At 48.5% G+C, this 22,485-nt stretch carries 21 protein-coding genes; 15 read left to right on the top strand and 6 right to left on the bottom strand.

Going from position 1 to position 22,485, the window contains the following annotated elements:
* Positions 1–6 precede the first annotated feature (6 nt).
* From LKI20_RS00650 to LKI20_RS00640, 3 genes are all read left to right on the top strand, one after another.
* The gene (locus tag LKI20_RS00650) at positions 7–1,146 is read left to right on the top strand and encodes a carbohydrate ABC transporter permease (protein WP_291768463.1); all 1,140 of its coding nucleotides are present in this window, start codon (positions 7–9) and stop codon (positions 1,144–1,146) included.
* Positions 1,146–2,090 (top strand): carbohydrate ABC transporter permease, encoded by a 945-nt coding sequence (locus LKI20_RS00645; protein WP_366936177.1) that lies wholly within the window; start codon positions 1,146–1,148, stop codon positions 2,088–2,090. The genes LKI20_RS00650 and LKI20_RS00645 overlap by 1 nt, the downstream gene beginning before the upstream one ends.
* Before the next feature lie 167 nt (positions 2,091–2,257).
* Positions 2,258–3,667, top strand: a complete 1,410-nt coding sequence (locus LKI20_RS00640) for a GH1 family beta-glucosidase (protein ID WP_291768457.1) — start codon at positions 2,258–2,260, stop codon at positions 3,665–3,667.
* Between the two features lie 116 nt (positions 3,668–3,783).
* On the opposite strand, the gene LKI20_RS00635 is transcribed toward LKI20_RS00640, so the two are convergent.
* Positions 3,784–4,389, bottom strand: coding sequence for a DNA-3-methyladenine glycosylase I (locus LKI20_RS00635; RefSeq protein ID WP_291768454.1), 606 nt, complete (start codon positions 4,387–4,389; stop codon positions 3,784–3,786).
* A 251-nt stretch (positions 4,390–4,640) separates the two neighbouring features.
* Between LKI20_RS00635 and LKI20_RS00630 the strand changes: the two genes are divergently transcribed.
* From LKI20_RS00630 to LKI20_RS00605, 6 genes are all read left to right on the top strand, one after another.
* The gene (locus LKI20_RS00630; RefSeq protein ID WP_291768451.1) at positions 4,641–5,045 is read left to right on the top strand and encodes a hypothetical protein; all 405 of its coding nucleotides are present in this window, start codon (positions 4,641–4,643) and stop codon (positions 5,043–5,045) included.
* Positions 5,042–6,214 (top strand): cation:proton antiporter, encoded by a 1,173-nt coding sequence (locus LKI20_RS00625; protein ID WP_291768448.1) that lies wholly within the window; start codon positions 5,042–5,044, stop codon positions 6,212–6,214. The genes LKI20_RS00630 and LKI20_RS00625 overlap by 4 nt, the downstream gene beginning before the upstream one ends.
* 141 nt (positions 6,215–6,355) lie before the next feature.
* Positions 6,356–9,985: an SNF2-related protein gene (locus LKI20_RS00620; protein WP_434734924.1), complete on the top strand. Its 3,630-nt coding sequence runs from the start codon at positions 6,356–6,358 to the stop codon at positions 9,983–9,985.
* A 328-nt stretch (positions 9,986–10,313) separates the two neighbouring features.
* Complete coding sequence (locus tag LKI20_RS00615; RefSeq protein WP_291768444.1) at positions 10,314–11,267, top strand: carbohydrate kinase family protein; 954 nt, start codon at positions 10,314–10,316, stop codon at positions 11,265–11,267.
* A complete protein-coding gene (locus LKI20_RS00610; protein WP_291768441.1) occupies positions 11,264–12,271 on the top strand; it encodes an ADP-ribosylglycohydrolase family protein in 1,008 nt (335 codons plus the stop codon). Before LKI20_RS00615 ends, LKI20_RS00610 begins: the two co-directional genes overlap by 4 nt.
* A gap of 194 nt (positions 12,272–12,465) precedes the next feature.
* Positions 12,466–13,530 (top strand): LacI family DNA-binding transcriptional regulator, encoded by a 1,065-nt coding sequence (locus LKI20_RS00605; protein WP_291768439.1) that lies wholly within the window; start codon positions 12,466–12,468, stop codon positions 13,528–13,530.
* A gap of 75 nt (positions 13,531–13,605) precedes the next feature.
* On the opposite strand, the gene LKI20_RS00600 is transcribed toward LKI20_RS00605, so the two are convergent.
* The 4 genes from LKI20_RS00600 to LKI20_RS00585 all read right to left on the bottom strand — a co-directional run bounded on the left by LKI20_RS00600 (position 13,606) and on the right by LKI20_RS00585 (position 16,735).
* Entirely contained in the window at positions 13,606–14,217 is a 612-nt protein-coding gene (locus LKI20_RS00600; RefSeq protein ID WP_291768437.1) for a DJ-1/PfpI family protein, read from the bottom strand.
* Between the two features lie 45 nt (positions 14,218–14,262).
* Positions 14,263–14,595 (bottom strand): hypothetical protein, encoded by a 333-nt coding sequence (locus tag LKI20_RS00595; protein ID WP_291768435.1) that lies wholly within the window; start codon positions 14,593–14,595, stop codon positions 14,263–14,265.
* 78 nt (positions 14,596–14,673) lie between these two features.
* A complete protein-coding gene (locus LKI20_RS00590; protein ID WP_291768432.1) occupies positions 14,674–15,906 on the bottom strand; it encodes a pyridoxal phosphate-dependent aminotransferase in 1,233 nt (410 codons plus the stop codon).
* A 31-nt stretch (positions 15,907–15,937) separates the two neighbouring features.
* Positions 15,938–16,735: a helix-turn-helix transcriptional regulator gene (locus LKI20_RS00585; RefSeq protein WP_291768430.1), complete on the bottom strand. Its 798-nt coding sequence runs from the start codon at positions 16,733–16,735 to the stop codon at positions 15,938–15,940.
* A gap of 198 nt (positions 16,736–16,933) precedes the next feature.
* On the opposite strand from LKI20_RS00585, the gene LKI20_RS00580 reads away from it, so the two are divergent.
* Genes LKI20_RS00580 through LKI20_RS00555 form a run of 6 tightly spaced genes read left to right on the top strand, consistent with a single transcriptional unit; the run spans position 16,934 to position 21,521 of the window.
* On the top strand, positions 16,934–17,791 hold the full coding sequence (locus LKI20_RS00580; RefSeq protein ID WP_291768427.1) for a transporter substrate-binding domain-containing protein: 858 nt from the start codon (positions 16,934–16,936) through the stop codon (positions 17,789–17,791).
* Positions 17,792–17,842: 51 nt separating this feature from the next.
* Positions 17,843–18,511: an amino acid ABC transporter permease gene (locus LKI20_RS00575; protein WP_291768424.1), complete on the top strand. Its 669-nt coding sequence runs from the start codon at positions 17,843–17,845 to the stop codon at positions 18,509–18,511.
* A complete protein-coding gene (locus LKI20_RS00570; protein WP_291768421.1) occupies positions 18,508–19,155 on the top strand; it encodes an amino acid ABC transporter permease in 648 nt (215 codons plus the stop codon). The genes LKI20_RS00575 and LKI20_RS00570 overlap by 4 nt, the downstream gene beginning before the upstream one ends.
* Positions 19,152–19,892: an amino acid ABC transporter ATP-binding protein gene (locus LKI20_RS00565; RefSeq protein WP_291768418.1), complete on the top strand. Its 741-nt coding sequence runs from the start codon at positions 19,152–19,154 to the stop codon at positions 19,890–19,892. The genes LKI20_RS00570 and LKI20_RS00565 overlap by 4 nt, the downstream gene beginning before the upstream one ends.
* A gap of 48 nt (positions 19,893–19,940) precedes the next feature.
* Entirely contained in the window at positions 19,941–20,318 is a 378-nt protein-coding gene (locus LKI20_RS00560) for a Rid family detoxifying hydrolase (protein WP_291768416.1), read from the top strand.
* A 6-nt stretch (positions 20,319–20,324) separates the two neighbouring features.
* Positions 20,325–21,521, top strand: a complete 1,197-nt coding sequence (locus LKI20_RS00555; protein WP_291768411.1) for a pyridoxal phosphate-dependent aminotransferase — start codon at positions 20,325–20,327, stop codon at positions 21,519–21,521.
* Positions 21,522–21,610: 89 nt separating this feature from the next.
* On the opposite strand, the gene LKI20_RS00550 is transcribed toward LKI20_RS00555, so the two are convergent.
* Complete coding sequence (locus LKI20_RS00550) at positions 21,611–22,351, bottom strand: VIT1/CCC1 transporter family protein (RefSeq protein ID WP_291768409.1); 741 nt, start codon at positions 22,349–22,351, stop codon at positions 21,611–21,613.
* Positions 22,352–22,485 lie beyond the last annotated feature (134 nt).

Raw genomic sequence — 22,485 nt, 5'->3', positions numbered from 1 at the left:
GAGATTATGTCAGAATCGCAAGATGTCACGCAGAGAAAGACATCACCAAACTCCTGGCGAAGTAGGATGGGCATTGTTGAGTGGAAAGCTTCGCCTTACCTATATATAGCGCCATTCTTCTTACTTTTTGCTGTTGTAGGTTTGTTCCCACTGATTTATACGGTCTATGTGGCAATGCGTCAGTACAACACGCTCACCGGAGATGCTGGTTGGGCGGTTTGTGGGGCAACTTGCGCTGATACACAGGCTTCGTGGCTTGGCAACTTCCAATGGGTTCTGCATCAGGAGGCATTTTGGGTTGCACTGAGGAACTCCGTATCAATCTTTCTGCTCAGCTCGGTTCCACAGGTGATATGTGCGCTGTTGATTGCATGGATTCTTGACGCCAACTTGAAAGCTAAAACTTTTTGGCGCATGGGCGTGCTGTTGCCATATGTAGTGGCACCTTCAGCAGCAGGTATTATCTTTTCTCAAATTTTTTCGGACAGAATGGGTGCGGTCAATGCTTTGCTACAAGCTATCGGCATGCAGCCAATCATGTGGCATGGGAGTGCTTTTTGGTCGCATATAGCAATCGCTATGATTGTGAACTTCCGCTGGACTGGATATAACGCTCTAATTTTTCTTGCCGCAATGCAAGCGATTCCTCGTGACGTTATTGAAGCTGCCGTGGTTGATGGAGCTGGTAAATGGAGAACATTCCGTTCGGTCACCTTACCGATGCTCCGGCCAACATTGATCTTCGTGATTATCACATCCACAATCGGCGGATTGCAAATCTTTGATGAGCCTCAGCTCTTCCACAATGCTGCAAGTGCTGGTGGAGGTGTCAATAATCAGTATTTGACGGTGTCTCTGTACCTATACAAATTAGGATTCGTAAATGTAACAGTTGGCCAACCAAATCTAGGCCGTGCGGCCGCAGTGGCATGGTTCCTGTTCATCATCATCGTATTGGTGACGATATTGAATTTCTGGCTTACTAGACGCATGTCTTCAGGCTCGCATGTGAAACGAGACAAAACAGCCATGAAGCATCTCAAGCAACGTCAGGAAGCTGAATTGCTTAAAGCACAGCGTTCGGGCGCTAATGCCAGGATCGCCGCTCAGGCGGCATCAGCAACACAGCCAAGCGAGGTGGCATGATGACTGATTTCGATAGATGGTCAAAGAAAGAGCCGATTGCTTCACCGGCTTTGGAACAAGTTTATGGTCGACGTGTAGCAGCGGCTGCTCGCAGACGTAATGCGCGTCTTGGCATTACTTCTGAGGGAAGAAAACCAGGATGGGTGAGTTATGCAGTGCTGACGTGCTTTATGCTGCTGTTCCTCTTCCCTCTGTATTATGCAGTCTCTATCGCTTCACAAGACACTCCGGCAAATCAATATGGAGTACGTGCGTTGGTGATGGGCGGAGCGCTGTTTAGGAATCTCGCTCGAGCTTTTGGTGAAATCAAATTCTGGCAAGCTCTGGGAGGGACATTGATGGTAGCGACAGTGGTGTCGGTTTCTACCGTCCTGTTCAGCACCTTGGCAGGGTATTCATTCGCGAAATTGCGTTTCCGTGGCAGTGGAGTATTGCTGACTTTCGTGGTGGGAACTATGACTATCCCGCAGCAGCTGAGCGTTGTACCTCTATATATTCTTGCGAATAAGGCGGGACTATTCGGCTCACTGTGGGCTGTTATCATTCCAGGCTTGGTGACTTCATTTGGAGTGTTTTGGATGACGCAGTACTTGCGTGACGCCTTGCCATATGAGCTGATTGAAGCTGCAAGAGTGGACGGTGCATCGATGATTCGCACATTCTGGTCAGTTGCGATGCCGGCGGCACGACCTGCTGCGGCTATGCTCTTCCTCTTCACTTTCATTGGGCAATGGACTAACTATTTCTGGCCTATGCTCATCCTTGGTTCCAATAAAAACAGCATGCTCACCGTTGCGGCTGCAACGCTGAAGGGTGCTCATTTCACGGACTATACGATTGTGATGTCAGGCGTGATTCTCACTACTTTCCCTCTGATTATCTTGTTCTTCATTGCTGGCAAGCAATTGGTATCTGGGATTATGGCGGGAGCTGTCAAGGGTTAGAGATTGGCGTACAACAGCGCAGTAATACTGTGAACTTGCTGTTGTGCTACTGGGAGCGGCAAGAACCGTACGTGAGGTTAAGAGCTCACACATTATGTAATCGTCTGTGACGGATGACGACCAGCATCTTCGTCTGCCGCATACCGCACACACGTGTAAGGAGAAACATGACATATACATTTCCACCAAACTTTCTTTGGGGAGTCGCCACGGCTTCATATCAGGTCGAAGGTGCGATACAAGAAGGGGGACGTACCCCATCGATTTGGGATACTTTCTGTGAACAAACGGGGACGATTTCGGACGGATCCTCCGGTGCGGTGGCATGCGACCAATATCACCGTTACATCGAAGATATCGAGCTTATGCAAGAGCTTGGTGTGGGTGCCTACCGAATGTCAATTTCCTGGTCCAGAATTTTTCCTGAATATCAAGGCCCAGTAAACGACGAGGGAGTGCAACACTATCTCAGAGTTCTTCGAGCTCTTCGCTCGGCAGGTATTAAGGCAGTGGTGACTCTCTATCATTGGGATCTTCCACAGTATTTGCAAGACCGTGGGGGATGGGCCAGCAGAGAAACTGCGGTGGCATTTGCGCAATATGCGCAGGTGTTGGCAAGAGCCTTCGGCGATTTGGTAGATACCTGGACTACGCTGAACGAACCATGGTGCTCCGCATATCTAGGTTATGGCAATGGCATGCACGCTCCGGGGATTCGAGACTATGAGCAAACCCTTGCTGCAGCGCACCACCTCAACCTAGCGCATGGCCTTGCAGTCAAGGCTATACGAGGAGTTCTGGGGCAGAATGCCAAGATTTCGGTTACCTTGAATCTACAAGTCAATCGTGCTGCTAGCGACAAGCCTGAAGATATTGCAGCAAAGCAGCGAGCAGATCTTTTTGCCAACGAGATTTGGCTTGGGCCCATGCTTGAAGGACGCTACGACGACAAGATTATGCAGGCAACTAAGGAAATTAGTGATTGGGGATTTGTGCAGCAGGGTGATTTGGAAATAATTCACCAATCTCTGGATAATCTCGGCATTAATTACTATTCCACGGCTTATGTGAAGCAGCGTCACATGTCTGACAGTTCAGAGGCATCGCGGATAGCCGCATCTCACGCAAATCCCATGCCTGCACAGGAATACGTGGAGGTACTTCCTCCTACAGGACAGTTGACGGCGATGGGTTGGAATCAGGAGCCTGAAGGCTTGCGTGACATCTTGGTCGAAATGTCACAGCGTTATCCGGGCCTAGCTCTCGCAGTTACCGAGAATGGCTCAGCATGGGATGACGAAGTGGAAAGTGGCGGATCTCCCTTCGGTGGCGAAATCGTGCACGATCCTGAACGTGTGGCCTATTTGGATGCTCATGTTCGAGCAGTTGCTGAAGCGATCGATCTTGGAGCTGCTGTAAGCGGATATTTCGCGTGGTCCTTACTTGATAATTTTGAGTGGTCCTTGGGATACAGCAAACGTTTTGGGATTATCAGAGTCGATTACGAGAATCAGGAACGGATCTGGAAGGATTCCGGATTGAGGTATCGAGAAATAGCGCGCAGCAATACAGTATGAGCTTGAATACCATCTTGACCGGATGGTAATGGTTTGGTAAATCACTCCTATATCGGGGCTTGTGAGCGTTGGTCTCACACTCGGATATAGGAGTGATTTGCTAAGGCTTGATACTGCTACTGAGCTATCTGCTTCCACCTAAAACAGTGGATTTCGTGGTCGTTGACCAGTCCCGCTGCTTCCATGAATGAATAAGCAACTATCGGTCCTACGAATCTGAAACCGTCATGTTTCATCTGCTTACTCATCGCTGTTGAACGAGGTGTTTCGCATGGTGCTTGGGCATGGTCGACGAAAGCATTGGTAATCGCAACACCGTCTACGAAGTTCCAGATGTAATCCGTGAACGATATGTTGTTGTCTTCAAGTCGCACGATTGCCTGAGCATTAGTGATAATTGCTTGGATTTTTTTGCGATTTCTGATAATTGACGGGTTGGTGAGTAACGAGTCTATATTGCTAGCCATATTCATCACTGAATGAGCATCGAAATTATCGAAAGCTTCTATAAAACCTTGACGCTTGTGCAGGATAGTTTTCCAGCTAAGACCGGATTGCATGAGTTCGAGTGATAGTAATTCAAAAAGAGCGCGGCTGTTGTGAAGAGCTTGCCCCCATTCACTGTCGTGATAGCGTCTCATTGCATCATCGTCGGTATTTGCCCAAGAGCAGCGCGGTAGCTCATCAGAGCTTGCTGCGTTCTTATCGCTGTCAGTATGCATTGTCGGTTATGCTCCTTTACTGGCCAAAATGATGAAAGGCATTGAAGCGGCAGGTAATTATTGTTGCTTACTTCAGGAAGTACTAGAATCAAGCGTCACTTTGGTAATAACCAAATGTAATCAAGGTCGGCAACTTATGCGATGCCGCAAGCTGCAGATTATGCGCATACAGTGCAATTTACTGTTCACAAACTCTCTCTGAGCTATGATGTGTGCGCATACATAAGGGGAATAATCTGGGAGGAGCGGCAATGAGTAACAAATCAAAGGCCGATGGAGCCACAACAGTATTGTGGAAAGCTGCTCCGCAAGAGCATGACTTTCCCGCAGCAGCCTCATATCTGTCTCTGCTGGCGCTCGACGATCAGGTCGATTCCATAGTAGGTGCCATGAAACACCATACGGTATTGCAACATTTCAAAGCTAAGGATATTTTACGAGCTGCCAGACTTCCTTTGCTTGGAACCGATAATCCACATGTGGCCGCAGACCTCAGCAAAATTCATCACGGAGACGAAATATCTCCCATACTGCTAGTTCGTGGCAGCATTGAAGACGCCCGACCTTTGCAAATTGCCGATGGATATCACCGCGTGTGTGCTTGCTACCATAACGACGAAAATACTGATATTCCTTGTGTATTGGTGGAACTGTGAGTTTTGCGCTATTAGCGCTGTTGTGCGCGGTTGCGATGCTGGGGCCAATACTGAGCTTGAACCACACGATGCATATTCCGGTGGTTATTGGCGAGTTACTAGTAGGAATGGTCTTAGGGCGTTCGGGTTTACAGATTGTCGATTCGAATAATGACGTTCTCACATTCTTGGCGCAGATTGGCTTTGCCTTGGTGATGTTCGTTGCGGGCACACATGTGCCCTTACGACAATCAGCAATGTTGAAAGGTCTGACGCGAGGAGTGCTGAGGGCCTTGTGCGTGAGCGCGATTGCGATTCCGCTGGCTCTGCTGATCTCGAATGTGTTCGGAACAGGGCATGGAGCTGTCTACGCTGTGGTTATCGCTTCATCGTCTGCAAGTATTGTGATGCCAGCTCTAGGAGGAGCTCGTGTCACCAGCAGTGCAGGACTGGAAATGTTGGTGCAGCTTGCCGTTGCGGATGCCTCATCTATTATTGTGCTGCCTTTGGTATTGGAACCCCAGCGAGCAGGGAGAGCGGCGCTAGGAGCTCTCGCAGTGCTAGTAGTTGCAGCTGCTTTCAGTTTGATTCTTGAGTGGGCCAGAAGAACCGGCTATTGGCATCGAGTGCACCATCTGAGTGAGGAGCGAGGCTTAGCGATTGAGCTGAGAATGACGCTCACTATGCTGTTTATTCTGGCTGCTATTGCGGTATCAATGGGCGTATCAGTGATGTTGGCGGGCTTTGCGATGGGCTTAGCGATGGCTGCGGTGCATGAGCCTCACCGTGTGGCGAATCAGACTTTTGCGCTCACACAAGGCTTCTTTGAACCGATATTCTTTGTGTGGGTTGGGAGTTCCTTGGATTTGCACAGCTTGATAACAGATCCCCAAGCAATCTTGCTAGGCGTGTGCCTAGCAGTCGCATCTCTGCTGGCTCATGGCTTGCTGGTATTTAGCAAACAACCATGGCCAATCGCTTTATCTACATCGGCACAGCTCGGTGTGCCGGTTGGGGCAGTAGCGATGGGTAAAACTTTGGGAGTTTTTGCTAGTGGCGAGGCGACAGCGCTGCTACTGAGTGCGCTCATAACAATAGGGGCAGTAACGGTATTAAGCGGAAAATTACTTGATTCTGTGACTTCTCAGACGATGTTACCGGTATCTTCTGTGCCGAAACAACTCTCCTAGGGGTAGGCGAGTATCCGAGGATGCACAAACCGCTGCCAAACACCTACGCACCGTCACTTATGCGTCGTTAAGCGAAGAATTAGCACCGGTCGAGTATTGTCTTAAGTTGCGAATAAATCAAGGGCAGAGTGAGGTTTGGAATTGAATTGGCGCTCGCCGGTGTATGGCACGAAGACAAGGCGACTTGCAGATGAATCAGGTTTGGGACCCAACAACAGGGGCAACGGCATTCAAGAACAACAAGGTTTCGGTGATGGAGTGACCTATGGTCATTGGCAGGTCGTACCCGATTCGACTCTCAAACAACGAGGAGGATCTGCATACTTTCGCGCATATCAAGTCATCAGTAGTGGACGTTTACATAATCTCAGCAGTGCTTCAGAAGGCGATTCGCTCGTATTGTCAGCGACGGTAGACGGAATTGAAGGTCTCAGCTCCGATTACCGCGTTAGCGCAACCGTAGATCAGAATGCCGGAGATATTACCGATGCTGCTTGCTCATGCCCAGCATTTGGTAGATTCGGTTCCCTGTGCAAACACGTAATTGCTGTGGTTATGGCATATAACGACAATCCTGACGAGTTTCAACAGCGCGAGGGTGATGCTCCACGTAGGCCAGTGCAGCGGACATCCAGAGAGCTTCAAGCTTTTATGTTGCAGCAAGACGCTGATCTGAAGCAACAGGCGAAAACTCGTCAGCTCGAATTGCTCAAGGAAGTCGGTAGTCTGGCCGATTCTGGCGGAGCTGGTGTGGTCTCGCAGCCTAACCACAGAATGGGCATTGGTACAGTCAGCCTGCGCCCAAGCATTGAATATACGTCGGTTGGTTGGCAGCTTCGTTTGCACATCACGGTACCCGCGCACGGCATTAATTATGTTGTCAAGGACATTCATGAGCTCGTCAGGGCGGTTCGATGGCAACAATATGTGGCTTATGGCAAGAAACTCGGTTTTGTGCACACACGAGATGCTTTTGATGACCGTGCTAAAAGTGTGCTCGATATTCTCGACAGGGCTGTTGAGATTCGCGACAGTGTGAGTAGTCATCGTGGTGATAGTTATCGGCGATCTCATAAAGTGGCTTCAACTGCCATGCCGCTTTCTGAGGACGAAATTGCCGAATTGCTCGATTTGTATGTGGACTCAGGCATTCCGGTTGAGTATGCGCCACCAGAACAGTATTTCATGGCTTCGATGCCGGCACTCGTTGTGGATGGAAACCCTGAATTAGGTTTGGTAATCGAGTCTAGTGATTCAGGAGCACAATCATCAGCGAATGTGCAATCGCAAGATTTCACCATTCATGCTGACTTGTGTATTGAACGTTTTGTTAAGGGTCATCGCTCATCATTTGTTATGGTGCGCCCAGTAGCTGGAAAACAACTCGATGGATCTGATTATCCTCGAATTTTTCGTTGTTCCGACGTGTTTGTGAGAAACAGCAATCTTCTGGCCGTACTGTGTGGCAACAGTGAGGGCGATTCCTTATATCTTGGTAAACAGGATGTTGATGCCTTTGTTCGCACAGTACTTCCTGTGTTGAGCTCAGTTCATGCGGTGAGCACCCAAGACCCAGCGGCAAAAGCTAGCGCAGGGACGATAGGAATACCAGCATCTTTGCCTGATGAGCTGTTGCGATTGAGGAAGCTTCCTTGCAATATTGAAATATATTTGGACCGAGACGCAGAAGGAATTACTTGCGATCTGCAGGCCAGATATGGAGATGATCGCTTCCACGTATTCGATGGTGCGCAATCTGGTTCGGGTGTCGTAAGAGACAAAGAAACTGAACGTTTAGCTGTTGAAGCGGTCCGACATTATTTCCCACGCCCGCAAGGAGCTGTGGCAAGAATTGCTGAAGCGCAGGATGAGGCTATCTATAAGCTGCTCAACGAAGGCCTTGCTGTGCTCAGAAGCATGGGGGAGGTATTTTCTACGCCTGCCTTCGATGGGCTTACTGCTGTAAGTCATCCGATAATCAAACTTGGTCTTTCGGTGAAGTCCGGTTTGGTTGAAATTTCCCCTATTGCAGACGAAATTGATCCGGTTGATATTCCGGCATTGCTAGCCAGCTATCGACGTCGCAAACGCTACCACCGCTTACACGATGGATCGTTTGTGGATGTGCGAAACATGGATGTTGAAGCGCTGGATGAAGTGTCGAGCGATTTAGGACTATCCACTGCTGATTTGGACAAGGGAGCTGTCAAGGTACCGGCTTTTGAGGCATACTATTTGGACAGTCAGGTTGACGAACAAGACAAAGACTCGAGCTTCACCGCATACCTAGAAGATATGAAAGCAGTAGATCCTGCAACATATGCTCTACCTGAAGTCTTTGAAGGTGTACTTCGCCCATACCAGGTCGAAGGTTTCCGTTGGCTCAATGCCCTGAGCGACAAAGGTTTCGGTGGAATACTTGCCGATGAGATGGGCTTGGGAAAAACGGTTCAGTTGCTTTCCTTCCTCCTTGGACGATTGACTGAATCACGCAAGGTTGGCCCTAGCTTGATTGTTTGCCCTGCATCGTTGGTTTATAACTGGGCTGCAGAGTGCGCAAAATTTACACCCGATATCAGGGTGTCAATCGTGGCAGGTAGCAAGTCTGAGCGCAGAGACATATTGCAGCATTACACGCAGAGCGATGTATTAGTTACTTCATATGATTTATTGCGCCGAGATATTGAGGATTATGAAGATATCTCATGCTTCTCCTTGGTATTGGATGAAGCTCAGTACATCAAGAACCATGCAACGCTATCTTCGAGGGCAGTTCGCTCTATTGATGCCCGTCACAAATTTGCATTAACAGGCACGCCTATTGAGAATCGTCTATCTGAATTGTGGAGCATTTTTGACGTGCTCATGCCAGGGATTCTTGGTAGTTACCGGCATTTCCGTGATCGCTTTGAGATGCCTATTCTGAGCGGCGATGAGCATGCACAGCATAAACTGCAAGCCTTTGTGGGGCCATTTATGCTCAGACGTTTGAAGTCTGAGGTATTAAAGGACCTTCCAGACAAAATTGAGAATGTGGTCACTGTTCGTCTTGAAGGAGAGCAGCGAAAGTTGTATGCAGCTCTTGAGCAGAAGCTACGGATGAGTTTGAACAAGCAGCAAGACCTTGATTTTGAGCAAGGAAAGATTCAGATTCTTGCTCAGCTGATGAGACTGCGACAGGTGTGCTGCGATCCGCGATTGATTTATGACAAACTTCCTGAACTTGCAGGCAGTACTAAGTCTGGAACCTCAGCAAAACTTGATGCTATAGAAGAGCTAGTGGCAAATTGCCGTGATGCTAGTAGGAAGATGCTGATCTTCTCACAGTTCACCAGTTATCTAGATTTAATTGCCGAGAGGCTGCGATCTGTGGGCGTGCAGTATGACGTGATTACTGGTTCTACAGCCAAGAAGCGCAGAGTGGAGTTAGTTGAGCAATTCAATCGCGATGAGACTCCGGTGTTCCTTATTTCACTGAAGGCTGGCAATACAGGGCTCAATTTAACGGGTGCTTGCGTGGTGGTTCATGCAGACCCTTGGTGGAATGCGGCTGCACAGGATCAGGCGACGGATAGAGCTCATCGTATTGGTCAAACACAGGATGTTAATGTGTACCAGATTGTTGCCAAAGATACTATCGAAGAGCGTATCTTGGCTCTGCAGCATTCCAAGACAGATTTGGCAACACGTTTCGTGAATGATGCTTCAGCATCGTCCGGAAGCTCGCTATCGGCCTTAACTAAGGACGACCTGCTGGCTTTATTGGGGTGATTGACGGTCATAAAGAGCTCAGTATTCGTTTGTGTAGGGATTTTTAGTGAGACCGTAAGTATAGGTAGTCCCGTCCGATTTGAGAATGGCGGAATTTCAACCTTTTGGTCAGCCAAGGAGCGGGAGCTATTTAAGAATCCCTACACAAGTCGCGCAGGCAGGTATTTAGCGTCTGTATAGTGACGAGCAACACTCACGTCAATCGTTTGACATGGGGTGAGTGGAACACTACGCTTCTACACCGAAGGGTTTGGTCAGTGCAGATCGTCACCTGCACCGTCGCACGTGGAGTTGGCCGCGTGATCACATTGTCGTGAGAGGGGAAGTAATGGATATTCTCGGTTTGGGCGGTAGCGCGCTCGACACCATCAAAGTTGTTGACCATCTACCCATTCGTGATGGTTTCTGTACTGTGCGCACAACGATGCGCATGCTTGGGGGAAGTGGCACTAACGTACTAGTTCAAGCGCAGCGTCTTGGGGCCCAGACAGCGTCCATATCGAAAATTGCTGACGATAGTGATAGCGACCTTATTTTCAATGGTTTGCGCGATATCGGTGTAGATACCCGCGGCGTAATTCGCCAGAGTGGTGGTTTTCAGGCACCTCATTGTTTGATTTATGTCGATGAACAAGGGGAAAAAGCCTTGGTTTTGGATTCAGATGGAGGCAAAGGATTGCCTGCTATATCTCAACCTGAAGCTTCCCTTGATCTCATTGGTGAGACTTCGATACTCTATGTAGATTTGACCCCAGCAGATCTGTCATTAGTCGCTGTCAAACGTGCCAAAGCCTTGGGCAAGTTGGTGGTATTTAACATGCAGGAAGATTTCTCCACAGTGCTCGCCAAGGGCATTGACCGCCAATTCCTCATCGAGTTCTTGCAATATGTCGATGTGTTCGCTCCTTGCCAGGAGGGAATTGCGCCATTTGCTGGGAGCAGCGACATTGATATGCAAGTTGCTTTCATTCGTGAATACTTCCAAGGGCTAATAGTGTTGACCAGAGGCAGTGCAGGTGTGAGCGCAGTAGATGAACTCGGTCAGCGTTGCGATATTCCCGCATTTGATATCGAGGCGAAAGACACAACCGGAGCAGGGGATTCCTTTATTGCAGCCTTCATGGTGGAGCATCTTCTCAGAGATCAGTCCTTGGAATCGTCGCTGCTGTTTGCATCGGCTTGTGCGGCACTGACTTGTATGAACTATGGAGCGCTGTCTTCACCAATGCGTTCGGATGCCGAACAGTTTCTTTTCTCAACACAACATGGGAGTCAACAATGAAAACGACACAAGAACGTGTGCGTGAAACACTGCTCGCCATAGCTTATGGGGATGCGATGGGCATGCCAACGGAAAATCTCACCAAAACCCAGATAGAGCAGCGGTATGGAGAAATCACCGACTTCCAACCAAGCCCTGACGATTTGGGAACGTTTGTGCGTCATTTAGAAGCAGGAACAGTAACTGACGATACTGAGAATGCCATTTTTCTGTGTGAGATGCTCATTGAAACTGGTGGCAAGGTTGAAGCAGAGATATTCGTGAAATATCTCATCGATTGGTTAGAGCACGATGAAAAAAGTGCCGTTGTAGCTGGTCCTAGTACTAAGCGTGCGGTTGATGCAATCAAGCACGGCACTCCATTATCACAATCTGGCATATGGGGCACCACAAATGGAGCTGCTATGAAAATAGCACCAATAGGATTGGTGTCTACATGGCAGAATTTGGATGAATTAGTGAATAATGTGGCAGCTATTTGTTTGCCAACTCATAACACTCAAATCGCAATTCAAGGTGCTGCAATCATCGCTGCGGCAGTGAGCTTCATGTTTGATAACGATGATGTTGATTGGGATGAGTACTACAGCGTCATTGGTCGGAGCGCATCTCTTGCTGCTAATTATGGGAACAAACTTCCGACTCCTGACATCCTTAAACGTATCGCATGCGGTCGTAGAATCGCAGAGTTGAAGGATGACGCTCAATTCAAAGATGAGCTTTACTCGTTCTTAGGAACTGGACTAGAGACGATTGAAACCGTGCCAGCGGCTATTTCGGTGGTATATCATTATCGCGGAAACCTCCGTGCCTGTGTGCGCACTTGTGCTGCAATAGGGGGAGATACAGATACTCTCGGTGCAATTTGCGGTGGAATTTGTGGCGGGTATATGTTCAATCTCAATGACGATGATGTTGCACTGTTGCGGTCAGTCAACGATATTGATTTTGATGGTGTTGCCAAAGCTATGGCACCGCTGGTCGATAAGGCTCGTGAGCAATAACGAGCAGCTCATGGTCAGCCTAAGCGCAGGGAGGCACTATCTGGTGTTGCATACAGGTATGTTGTGTGAGCTTCTCATGGCTATCAGTGGAAGAATGCCGCTGATGTCACCAGAGAGTGTAACGTTTGACGTAATGGAATGATGCCGAATTCGGAACGTTGTTGGTCCGTGGGCATGCGATGAGAGGAAACGGTATGGCTGCTGTCACGATGAAGGAGATTGCCCAGGGTATGGGGGTTTCTGTGTCCTCAGTCTCGCTTGTCCTTAATGGTCGAGATTCAGGGCGGATTAAACCTGAAATTGCTGACAAAATACGTAAGGAAGCTAGACGTCTCGGATATCGTCCTAACCGTATCGCTAGTAGCATGCGCACGAATCGGACCAGGATTCTAGGTTTTATTAGTGATGAGATAGCAACCACACCCTTTGCTGGGCGTTTGATTCTTGGCGCACAAGATGCTGCTCGAGCTTTCGGGTACACCTTGCTCACGGTTAATACCAATGGTGAGAAAGCACTGGAATCAAGCGAGATCGAAACTCTTAAACAATATGGTGTTGACGGTTTTCTTTATGCGAGAATGTTTAATCAGGAAACGTCAGTTCCTCGTACTTTGCGCGACTATCCCTTGGTTTTGGTCGATGCCACAGATGTTGAGGGGCAGCTACCCTCGATTGTGCCGGATGAAACGGCTATTGGTAAAGCCGTGACCGAACGGCTACTTGCCGCTGGATGCAAACATGTGGCTTATATCGGACTGGACGACAATATTGCCGCTCAAGTCGGTCGTTACCAGGGATATCGTGATGCACTGAATGCGCATGGTATTGCTCTCGACAGCAACTTAGTTATTAATCCGCGTATAGGTGCCGAAGCTCTTGAATCCACTGAGCGATTGATGTCTGAATTCCGACCTGACGGGTTTTTCTGTTTTAACGATGCTCGTGCGTGGGGTGTCTATCAGGCTGCAGCATGGCAAGGGTTGCTTGTTGGTAAGGATCTTTCTGTGGTGGGAGTTGACAACCACCAGGTGATTGCAGAGACACTTGCTCCACGGCTAACTACTGTTGAACTCCCTCACTATGAGATGGGTTGTTGGGGAACACGCAAATTGATCTCTCTTATCGAAGATAAGGATGTGAGCGATGTGTTGCCGCCAGAAACCAACGCCGAACTACCGAAGCTAGATCTAGTGCAGGCGATGATTTCTTGTCGCTTAGTGGAGAAGGAGTCCATTGTCGGCTCCCGCCGCGAAAAATAGCCGCTTAGTGCGTAGCCGCTTAGTCCGCTGATTTGGCATCTGAGTTAGATGTTGAATCAATCAATGTGAGCTGAATTATTGCACTGCAAATGGATCGTTATCCGGATCGTCGTTCCACACGTATTCAATTGCTTTGGCGAGTGTTGAGGCAAACTGGGGGCCATAAACCTTTGACACTAAGCCGAGTGCCATATCGATTCCTGCACTAACACCTGAGGATGTCAGCACATCGCCGTCATCTACCCATCGGGCGCTACCCAGCCAATTCACTTGTGGGCGCACGCTCTGTACCCAAGCAAAGGCGCGTTTATTAGAAGTCGCATTACGCCCATCGATATTTCCTGTTGCTGCAAGCAACGCTGATCCAGTGCACACGGTGAGTATCTCGGAGAAACGTGGCAGTTGCTCGTTAAGAGCATTGAGAAAGATGTCGCTCTTGACTAGCGGGCGCGTGCCGGCCCCTCCTGGGATGAGCAATATAGCGTCATCGTGGATATCACTAATCTTCACAGTCTCAATAGTTGTTGAGATTGCGCCATGGATCATTCCACCGTTGATGGAGCAGTACTGAATTTGTGGCGCTGGTGCTGAGTTGTCAATCCGTTCAATGCAGCCGAATACCTCAGCTGGACCAAAAACATCTAAGGGCTCAAAACCGTCGAAAAGCAATATGGCTATATCTTGCATGTATTTCCTCTATCGATGATTGATGAATATCACTTGATATGTGTATCACTTACCACTGCTTGTGCGGCGCTTCTTAGGCTTTGGCAAGGGGGTAATAGCCTCGAGCACACTTAGCACTTGACGTACAAGGTCGCTGTTATCAATATCGAGTATGTAATGCTCTTTGGCTCCAGGATATGGCACCGCACGTTCGGCATCCTTCATCAGTTCGTCCAGCTCGGGGACGATTTTGACAAAAGTCTGGTCATCGCAGAGTAGCAATATTGCTTTGTCATTGACGTATACCATGTAATCGCCAAACATCTTTCGATGGCGCAGTGCCCAAGGTCCTCGTGCCTGATCGATGACATAAGCGACATAATCCTCTGAACTGGTCATAAGCGAAGTGTATCGCCTAAACACAGCAAGTTTGAAATGTAGACGCGTCACACCTTGGACGAATTCGTTGAGAATGGCTTATTGATGGCTAGCGCTGCTTTTTGGCCATTTCAGTAAGGCTATTTTGATACGTTCCAAAGCGTCGCGCATACGTGAGGGGTCTCTAAAAACACCTTGTACGATTCGTATGTGATGACTTCCCGATGGTCCATAGGGGGCTCCCGAGTTGACAATTACTTGTGCTTCTCGCACCAAGTATTGCGCAACTTCATCACCAGTGCCGAATGCCGACACATCAATCCAGCTGAGGAATCCACTCTCAATCGGCGTGATATGGAGTCCTGGCACTTGGGAGAGCACATCTTCGACCATAGTTGCTCGCTGCGAAAAATCCGCAAAGAAATCAGTAAGAATCTTGGGATCATTGAGTGCAGCCAATGCTGCAGATTGACCAGCCGAAGCTGTTGCGCCGAGTACGTTCACAGCTGCTCCGTATAGCTTATCCATCAGCGTATCTGGACCGATGATGTACCCTACTCGTATGCCGCTGAGACCATATCCCTTGGAGAAGGAACGGACGGTTAGCGTCCTCTCCCAAAGCGCATCCAAACTAGCTGTCGGTATAAAGCGCTCGCTGGAATAAATGTGATCGCAGAAGGCTTCATCGCATATAACAGCTATATCTTTTTCCTTCGCAAACTTTGCCAAATCTTCGAGCGATTGTTTACGGAGAAAGGTGGTGGTTGGATTATTGGGGTTGGTGAGTACGATCGCTCGGGTTCGGCTGGTGGCAACGCTTTCGAGTGCCTTATAGGTAATTTGAAAGTTGTTATCTGCATCTAAGGGAAGAAAGACTGGGTGCGCTTGTAGCAGTGATAAATTTGAAATATTGCTTGGGTAGCAAGGATCAGTAACGATTACCTCATCACCTGGGTTGATTATCGCAGTCATTGCGTAGAACAAACCAGCATCGGATCCTGGAGTGATGATGATATTGCGACTCGAATTGATTTGCCGATTAAATTCAGGAGTGAGATGTGTGGCAAGTTGTTGGCGCAATTGCTTGTCGCCAATTGGCATGGTGTAATGCGCGCAGAATCCTGCTTTGGCGCTGTCTATGAGAGCAGTTTGAACGCTTTCAGGCGTTGAGCTATCTGGAAAGTATGGGTCTGCCCATGCCAGCAGATCGCAGCCTTCACTCATCAGTTTCGATGCATTCTCGCCAACATCAGCTTTGGTTACCTCGGAGAATAGCCCGCCTGTAAAAGATTGGATTCGGGTTGATGCCAGATGTTGTGAATGCTGTTCCATAGGGTGTTCCTTAATAAAGGATGCGCGAAGTTTAGTGGCGTCTATTTGTAGAGTTGTCGTTGTTGATGCTGTTGTCGCGGGTGCATCGCAGGTAGCGGTATATCGATGGTTGTGAGAGACCTAGTGCCGAAGCGGTTTTTTCGATGGATCCTTTTAAGAGGAATATGCCCTCGTCGTCGAGTTGTTTGATGAAATCAAGTCGTTCTTCTTTAGAGAGTCTAGTTAGATCGAGATGTCCTGCCAGAGCTAGCGCGTGAATACGGTTTGTGGTGAGTTCATCTACGCTTATGCTGAGATTTTCGCTAGTGCTGGAACGTGGGAGCTGAGGGGCAGTAGCTGAAATATTGTTAGCAGCATGAGTGTCGGCTTGAGTGTCGCTAGGTTGTTGTTCTGATTGGTTTGTTGCCTGCTCATCGTCTGTATGAAAACTCGAAAGAAATTGTTCTAGGAGTGCTTTTGCCTCGACAACAGGGCCATCGTCTTGGTTGATGCACAATAGGGCAATCACTGTTCCTTGAGCGTCACGGACGAAAAAGGTGGAGGAACGAAACTCCCTGCCGTCGCTAGAAAAGCTGCTGTAATTGGCATAATAATCTCGATGCTCATACCGTTTCGTTCGCCATAGTCGCAAAACCAGATCAGTAGCTGGTCCGCCAAGGCTTCGGCCACTGATATGAGAGTTCGCTACAGCCACAATTGAGCGGTTGAAGTCTGAACAGTCATGGAGCAATACCTCGCACTTATCCCCGAGGATCACGCCAAGAAACTCAACTAGCGCAGCGTATGGCTTAAGTGCTGGTGATATATCGGAAGCTACTGCCATGCTCATTACTCCATATTTCCACGTTGAACCGGTGACGCCAGCTTGCCGGATTGGGTCACAGTGTACGCCAATGTATAAGACAAAATTATTAACTCAATAATAAATTATTATTGTTGTAACATTTTTTAATCACGTTAGAAACAATGAACCGTGACACTTTCTCGTAAGCGCAACCCCCTGCGTTAGTCGAGAAAGGACGTGCCCATGAAGCACATAAACGTCAAAAGAATCGCCGCCGCTGCCCTCGCGGTATGTGCGACTCTTACATTCGCAGCGTGTGGAAGTGGTGCTTCAGGCGCCTCATCCGAAACATCAACACTTGATTCCGTGCTAAAAGCAAAAACGCTAAAAGTTGGAGTCGTATTGTCGATACCACCAGCAGAGTCCAAAGACAAGAACGGCAATCCGGTTGGGTATGACATAGATTTGGCCAATCAGCTTGGAGAATCTTTAGGAGCAAAAGTCGAATATGTAGATATGTCGGCTGACGCTCGTATTTCCAGCTTAGAGACTGGAAAGGTGGATGTCTTATTTACGCAGATTACTCAGACACTCGATCGTGCACAGAAGGTTGCCTTCACTGATCCATATGTGGCATCAGCTCCCGTCATCGTTACCACGAAGAGCAGCTCAATTAGCACAGCGAAAGATCTTTCAGGCAAAAACGTTGGCATTCTCAAAGGAACTACATTCGATAAGCTTCTAGACTCCACGGTCAGTGGTGCTAATAAACAATATTTCACTGATACAGCTTCGCAAACGACCGCGTTGAAGAACAACCAAATTGATGCCTTTATTTATGACGGGAACTCCTCGTACTACATGGCTAAGCAAGATAACGATCTCAAGATTCTCGATGGCACTATTGGCTCTCTCGAATACAACGGCATGGCAGTGAAGCGCGGTGACCAGCAATGGCTGAATTATCTTAATCAATTCGTGTTCCAGGTGATCTCGGATGGAACCAACGCAAAGCTATACAAGAAATATTATGGCTTAGATATGCCGTTTAGCCCTCTCCTTAGCGAATCAACAGGAACATCGACGACGAGCCAAGAATAAGCGTCACATTGTCGATAAACGAATATCAGAACATGTTGAGGAGGCGAACCAATGGTCACGCTTGATTTTATGTCGTTGACCGACTACGCGGGAGAGCTGCTGAGCGGCACTGTCTCCACTATGTGGCTTTCAGCAGTGATATACGTGTTGACCCTATCAATCAGCATTCCTCTTGCATTTGTGCGTAGTAACACCAAAGTGAAGGCTCTCTCCTGGCTATTGACCATCTATGTGGAAATAGTCAGGAATGTGCCTGCGTTGGTGTTTATATTCATGGCATACTTCGGATTACCCAAAGCGGGAATTCGAGTGAACAGCACGATTCTGGGCATTGTGGTGTCTGTTCTGGTGCTTACCGGATACACCACTGAAAATGTGCGCGGTGGAATCAACGCAGTTTCTTCAGGACAGTGGGAAGCCATTGATGCACTAGGCATACCTCGTTTTACAGGCATTGTGAAAATTATTCTTCCACAAACATTAAAGAATTGTTGGCCGGCATTAACCAACATGTTGGTTATTACCATCTTCTCAACCTCGGTGCTTTCGGTAATTGACGTTAGAGAGCTAACCCAAATTACGGGGTTGATCAATGCTGAATCTTTCAGGACTCTTGAGGTGTACATCGTTGCTGTGGCAATCTACTACATCATCACTACGCTATTTCGTCTCGCTTTTGCCGGTGTATATAGATTGGCCTTCTCAAAGGAGACCCGATGAGCGCATTTATCAACGTGTTGCAATATTGGCCTTTGCTGCTCAGTGGTCTTGCCGTAACTGTGGTGTTAGCCGTAATATCCATAGTTGGCGGCATGGCGTTAGGAATTCTTGCAGGGTCAGGACTGGTCTCGAATAGCCGTATAGTGCGAGTGATTGCTTCGGTCTATACATCAATATTCCGTGGGTCTCCATTGTTGATTCAGTTGTTTATGATCTACCTGGGCCTTGCGTATTTGGGTGTGAATATGTCGGTATATACGGCGGCGGGGATTGGTTTCGTCTTATACACCGGTGCGTATGTTGCCGAAATTATTCGGGCAGGTGTCAATGCGCTCGAGGTAGGGCAGTTCGAAGCTGCTGAAAGTTTGGCTTTCAACCGTTTCACCACAATGGTTCGGGTCATTCTCCCTCAGGTATTGAAGAATTCTGCTCCGACTCTTGCCAGTTTCTTGCTGGGCGTGGTTAAGGACACCTCGTTGGCTTCCATACTCGGTTTTGTCGACTTAACCCAACAAGGTCAGGCAATTATCGCTCTCACGAATGAACCCTTCCAGACCTTATTGGTGGTGGCGGTCCTGTACTTCGTTATCTGCTTCCCCATTAGCAGATTCGCTGATCGACTCGATAGAAAGGTAGCAGCATGACTGCACTGATTAGGCTCGACTGTCTTGGCAAAACTATAGGAGATAAGCGCATTCTTCATGATGTTTCCTTTGATGTGGAACAAGGCCAAGTGGTTTCTATTATTGGCCCCAGTGGCGCAGGCAAAAGTACGACTCTGAGATGCATTAACGAGTTGGAAGACGCCACAGAAGGGAAAATATACTTCAAAGGTAAAGCGCTTCAAGGTGGCAAGCCAGAAAAGCGAGAATTACGCAGGCATCTGGGAATGGTATTTCAGAATTTCAATCTTTTTCCGAATATGACTGCTCTTGAGAACATTGCATCTGGCCCTCGCTTTGGTTTGAAAGAAAGCAAAGAATCCACACTTGAACGAGCACGGGAACTTCTGGATAGAGTTGGACTTTCAGAGCAATCTGGCCATTATCCGAGCCAACTATCGGGAGGCCAGCAGCAACGAGTAGCCATTGCTCGGGCGCTGGCGATGAAACCAGAAGCAGTGCTCTTCGATGAGCCCACGTCAGCCCTTGACCCAGAGCTGGTTGGTGAGGTGCTCAAAGTGATGACCGATCTTGCGCATGACGGCATGACCATGATTATCGTCACGCATGAGATGAATTTTGCCAGAAACGTTTCTGACAAGCTCATCGTTATGGCAGATGGAAGTGTTATCGAAGCGGGAACCCCTGAGAGTGTGTTCACTAGCCCCAGTAATCCCCGTACACAAAGCTTTTTGAAGAATTTCACACAAGGATTCTGAAGGCTCTGCCTTGTTAACGCAATACCAGTAGAAAGAAAGAATGAGATTATGGAAAAAGCAGCAGTGTCGACTGACAAAGCCCCAGCGGCGATTGGTCCTTACTCACAAGGTGTAGTTTCGGACGATCTGCTATTTGTGTCAGGACAATTGCCTGTAAATCAAGACGGTGTTATCCCAGAGTCGATTGAAGCTCAGACAAAGCAAGTATTCAACAATATCGATGCGATTCTTCATGCTCAGAATATGACTCTCGCCGATGTTATTAAAACGACAGTGTTTATTGCTGATCTCAATGAGTTTGCAGCTATGAATGCTGTGTATGCCACATTTTTCACACAAGGCGTGTTGCCTGCACGTTCCGCATTCCAGGTGGCAGGTGTTCCGAAAGGCGCCAAGCTCGAAGTGGAAGTAATCGCTAGGAGGTGAGCGGCAATGCTAAACGTTGATAATTCATGGCGAAATATCGCCTCGCCAGATTTCACTCCTTATGATGCGCTTGATCCTGAGAAAAAAATTTTGCTCAATGGTGCTGACCTCTTTTCCCCTGATCCCTGCCTACCGAGCCATGTTATCGAGGCAACTAAGCGAGCCCTCGACGAAGGACGTACGCACTATTCGCTGGCCAATGGGTATGCAGAACCGGAGTTGCGAGAGGCATTGCTGAAGAAGCTCAAGGAGTTCAATGGCCTAGACGTGGATCCTCAACGGGAACTGTTGGTGATACCTAGCTCTGCATTAGGACTGTATTTGGCAATTCGTGTTTGTATTACTCCAAATACAGGAGATGAAGTTCTCAACATTTCTCCTGGATTTGCCGAAAACATCAACGATGTTGTGCAAATGGGTGCAACTAATGTGCTGGTGCCGGTAAGACAAGAGCACGGTTTCCACATTGATCCAGCTGACATCGAAAGCCGTATCACCGAGCACACGCGTTGTCTGGTTCTCACCAATCCCAATAATCCGACAGCTGTGGTGTATACGCGCGACGAGTTGCTCGAGGTGGCGAAAATCCTTGAACGACATAATCTCATTGCTGTTGTCGACCAGGATTTTGAGAGGCAGGTATATAGCGGTTCCTATACCACGTTTGCGAATCTGCCTGGTATGCGTGAGCGCACTATCACGGTGTTTGGTACTTCCAAAGATTTAGGTCTCACAGGCTTTCGCGTTGGCTATATGGTTGTTCCAAGAGAGCTGTTTGGCATGTTAAAAATAGCGATATTTAATATGCATGGACCAACCAATACCTTTGCGCAGCTGGGAGTAGCCGCTGCATATAACGATCCTGCCTATGCAGATGCTTGGGTTGATCTTATGCGCGAGCGAAGAGCATATGGGCAATCTGTACTCGATGCGATTCCTGGTGTGAAATGTCCTCTTCCTGAAGGTGGATTCTATTTCTGGGTGGACATCAGTGCTTTAGGAACTTCCGAGCAGGTCCGCGATTGGCTGATTCACGATGCTCAGATCGGTGTTGGCCTAGGAACCTGGTTCGGAGCAGACGGCGAGGGTTTCCTCCGCGTCATGTACGGAGCTGTGCCTGACGAAGACACCTATAAGGAAGGTATCCGTCGTATGGATGTGAGTTTGAGAAAGCTAGCTACCATACAGCATGTCGTCGCATGAGGGTCGCAAGGCCACAGTGAACCCCCGCCATGTATGCAAGGCATACGTGGATTTCGCTCTGGCCTTACCGCCGTGGTAAATCGCCTGAATTATGCACCTGTTGCCGTATTGAATACCAATCCTACGAGCCATGCAAATAACATAGTTCCCAATCCCATACAGACGTTTCTCACCACAGCTTTATGCCAATTAGCCCCTCCGAGTTTGGCAGAGATAAAACCTGTCAGGCAAAGTGCAAGAGCTGCTGCGAATACGATGCAGACAATCGTGCCGCTGGTCGCAATCGGAGCTAGGGCAAAGATCAGTGGTATTAAACCGCCCAATGTGAAGGATATGAACGACGAGAACGCTGCGCTCCAAGGGTTGATGAGTTCATTGGGATCGAGACCGAGTTCATCGGTGGCGTGCGCATATAATGCGTCGGTGTGCATAGCTTCAAGGGCAGCTGTGCGAGCTGTTGCAGGTGATATGCCTTTGGTTTCATAGATTTGTGCTAGTTCGTCAACTTCGTCGTCCCAGCAGTTCTTCAGTTCCCATTGCTCTTTCTCAAGTAACGCCTGTTCCGTATCGCGCTGCGTGCTGACGGAAACGTATTCTCCGCCGGCCATAGAAAATGCGCCTGCTGCAAGAGCAGCAAATCCGGCGACGAGTAACGCTCTCACATTTGAACCAGCGCCGGCGACACCGATGATGGTGCCTGCAACCGAAACGATGCCGTCGTTGGCTCCTAGCACACCAGCACGTAGCCAATTGAGTTTCGACTGCTCTCCGCCCAACTGATGCTGTTCGTTCGGATGAGGTTTCACAGATTGCCGTATTTTATTGCTCATAGCGACTAATGTAGCGTGACGTTTCACCAATACCGTACGCGGTCTGGTATTAACGGCTTTCGATTAATCGTATGAACCAGCTGCTCTGCCATAGCGCTCTATAGGCAAGGATGTCTGAGTGCGTTCATCAACAA

It is taken from the genome of Bifidobacterium sp. (assembly GCF_022647885.1).
GTDB lineage: Bacteria > Actinomycetota > Actinomycetes > Actinomycetales > Bifidobacteriaceae > Bombiscardovia.
Note: the sequence above shows the minus strand (reverse complement) of the source record. Positions and strands in the feature narration are given on the sequence as shown.

What these genes read in the sequence shown, in the direction of transcription:
- LKI20_RS00650 (WP_291768463.1), top strand. Translation starts at nt 7, where the DNA reads ATGTCAGAATCGCAAGATGTCACGCAGAGAAAGACATCACCAAACTCC.
- LKI20_RS00645 (WP_366936177.1), top strand. Translation starts at nt 1,146, where the DNA reads ATGACTGATTTCGATAGATGGTCAAAGAAAGAGCCGATTGCTTCACCG.
- LKI20_RS00640 (WP_291768457.1), top strand. Translation starts at nt 2,258, where the DNA reads ATGACATATACATTTCCACCAAACTTTCTTTGGGGAGTCGCCACGGCT.
- LKI20_RS00635 (WP_291768454.1), bottom strand. Translation starts at nt 4,389, where the DNA reads ATGCATACTGACAGCGATAAGAACGCAGCAAGCTCTGATGAGCTACCG.
- LKI20_RS00630 (WP_291768451.1), top strand. Translation starts at nt 4,641, where the DNA reads ATGAGTAACAAATCAAAGGCCGATGGAGCCACAACAGTATTGTGGAAA.
- LKI20_RS00615 (WP_291768444.1), top strand. Translation starts at nt 10,314, where the DNA reads ATGGATATTCTCGGTTTGGGCGGTAGCGCGCTCGACACCATCAAAGTT.
- LKI20_RS00610 (WP_291768441.1), top strand. Translation starts at nt 11,264, where the DNA reads ATGAAAACGACACAAGAACGTGTGCGTGAAACACTGCTCGCCATAGCT.
- LKI20_RS00605 (WP_291768439.1), top strand. Translation starts at nt 12,466, where the DNA reads ATGGCTGCTGTCACGATGAAGGAGATTGCCCAGGGTATGGGGGTTTCT.
- LKI20_RS00600 (WP_291768437.1), bottom strand. Translation starts at nt 14,217, where the DNA reads ATGCAAGATATAGCCATATTGCTTTTCGACGGTTTTGAGCCCTTAGAT.
- LKI20_RS00595 (WP_291768435.1), bottom strand. Translation starts at nt 14,595, where the DNA reads ATGACCAGTTCAGAGGATTATGTCGCTTATGTCATCGATCAGGCACGA.
- LKI20_RS00590 (WP_291768432.1), bottom strand. Translation starts at nt 15,906, where the DNA reads ATGGAACAGCATTCACAACATCTGGCATCAACCCGAATCCAATCTTTT.
- LKI20_RS00585 (WP_291768430.1), bottom strand. Translation starts at nt 16,735, where the DNA reads ATGAGCATGGCAGTAGCTTCCGATATATCACCAGCACTTAAGCCATAC.
- LKI20_RS00580 (WP_291768427.1), top strand. Translation starts at nt 16,934, where the DNA reads ATGAAGCACATAAACGTCAAAAGAATCGCCGCCGCTGCCCTCGCGGTA.
- LKI20_RS00575 (WP_291768424.1), top strand. Translation starts at nt 17,843, where the DNA reads ATGGTCACGCTTGATTTTATGTCGTTGACCGACTACGCGGGAGAGCTG.
- LKI20_RS00570 (WP_291768421.1), top strand. Translation starts at nt 18,508, where the DNA reads ATGAGCGCATTTATCAACGTGTTGCAATATTGGCCTTTGCTGCTCAGT.
- LKI20_RS00565 (WP_291768418.1), top strand. Translation starts at nt 19,152, where the DNA reads ATGACTGCACTGATTAGGCTCGACTGTCTTGGCAAAACTATAGGAGAT.
- LKI20_RS00560 (WP_291768416.1), top strand. Translation starts at nt 19,941, where the DNA reads ATGGAAAAAGCAGCAGTGTCGACTGACAAAGCCCCAGCGGCGATTGGT.
- LKI20_RS00555 (WP_291768411.1), top strand. Translation starts at nt 20,325, where the DNA reads ATGCTAAACGTTGATAATTCATGGCGAAATATCGCCTCGCCAGATTTC.
- LKI20_RS00550 (WP_291768409.1), bottom strand. Translation starts at nt 22,351, where the DNA reads ATGAGCAATAAAATACGGCAATCTGTGAAACCTCATCCGAACGAACAG.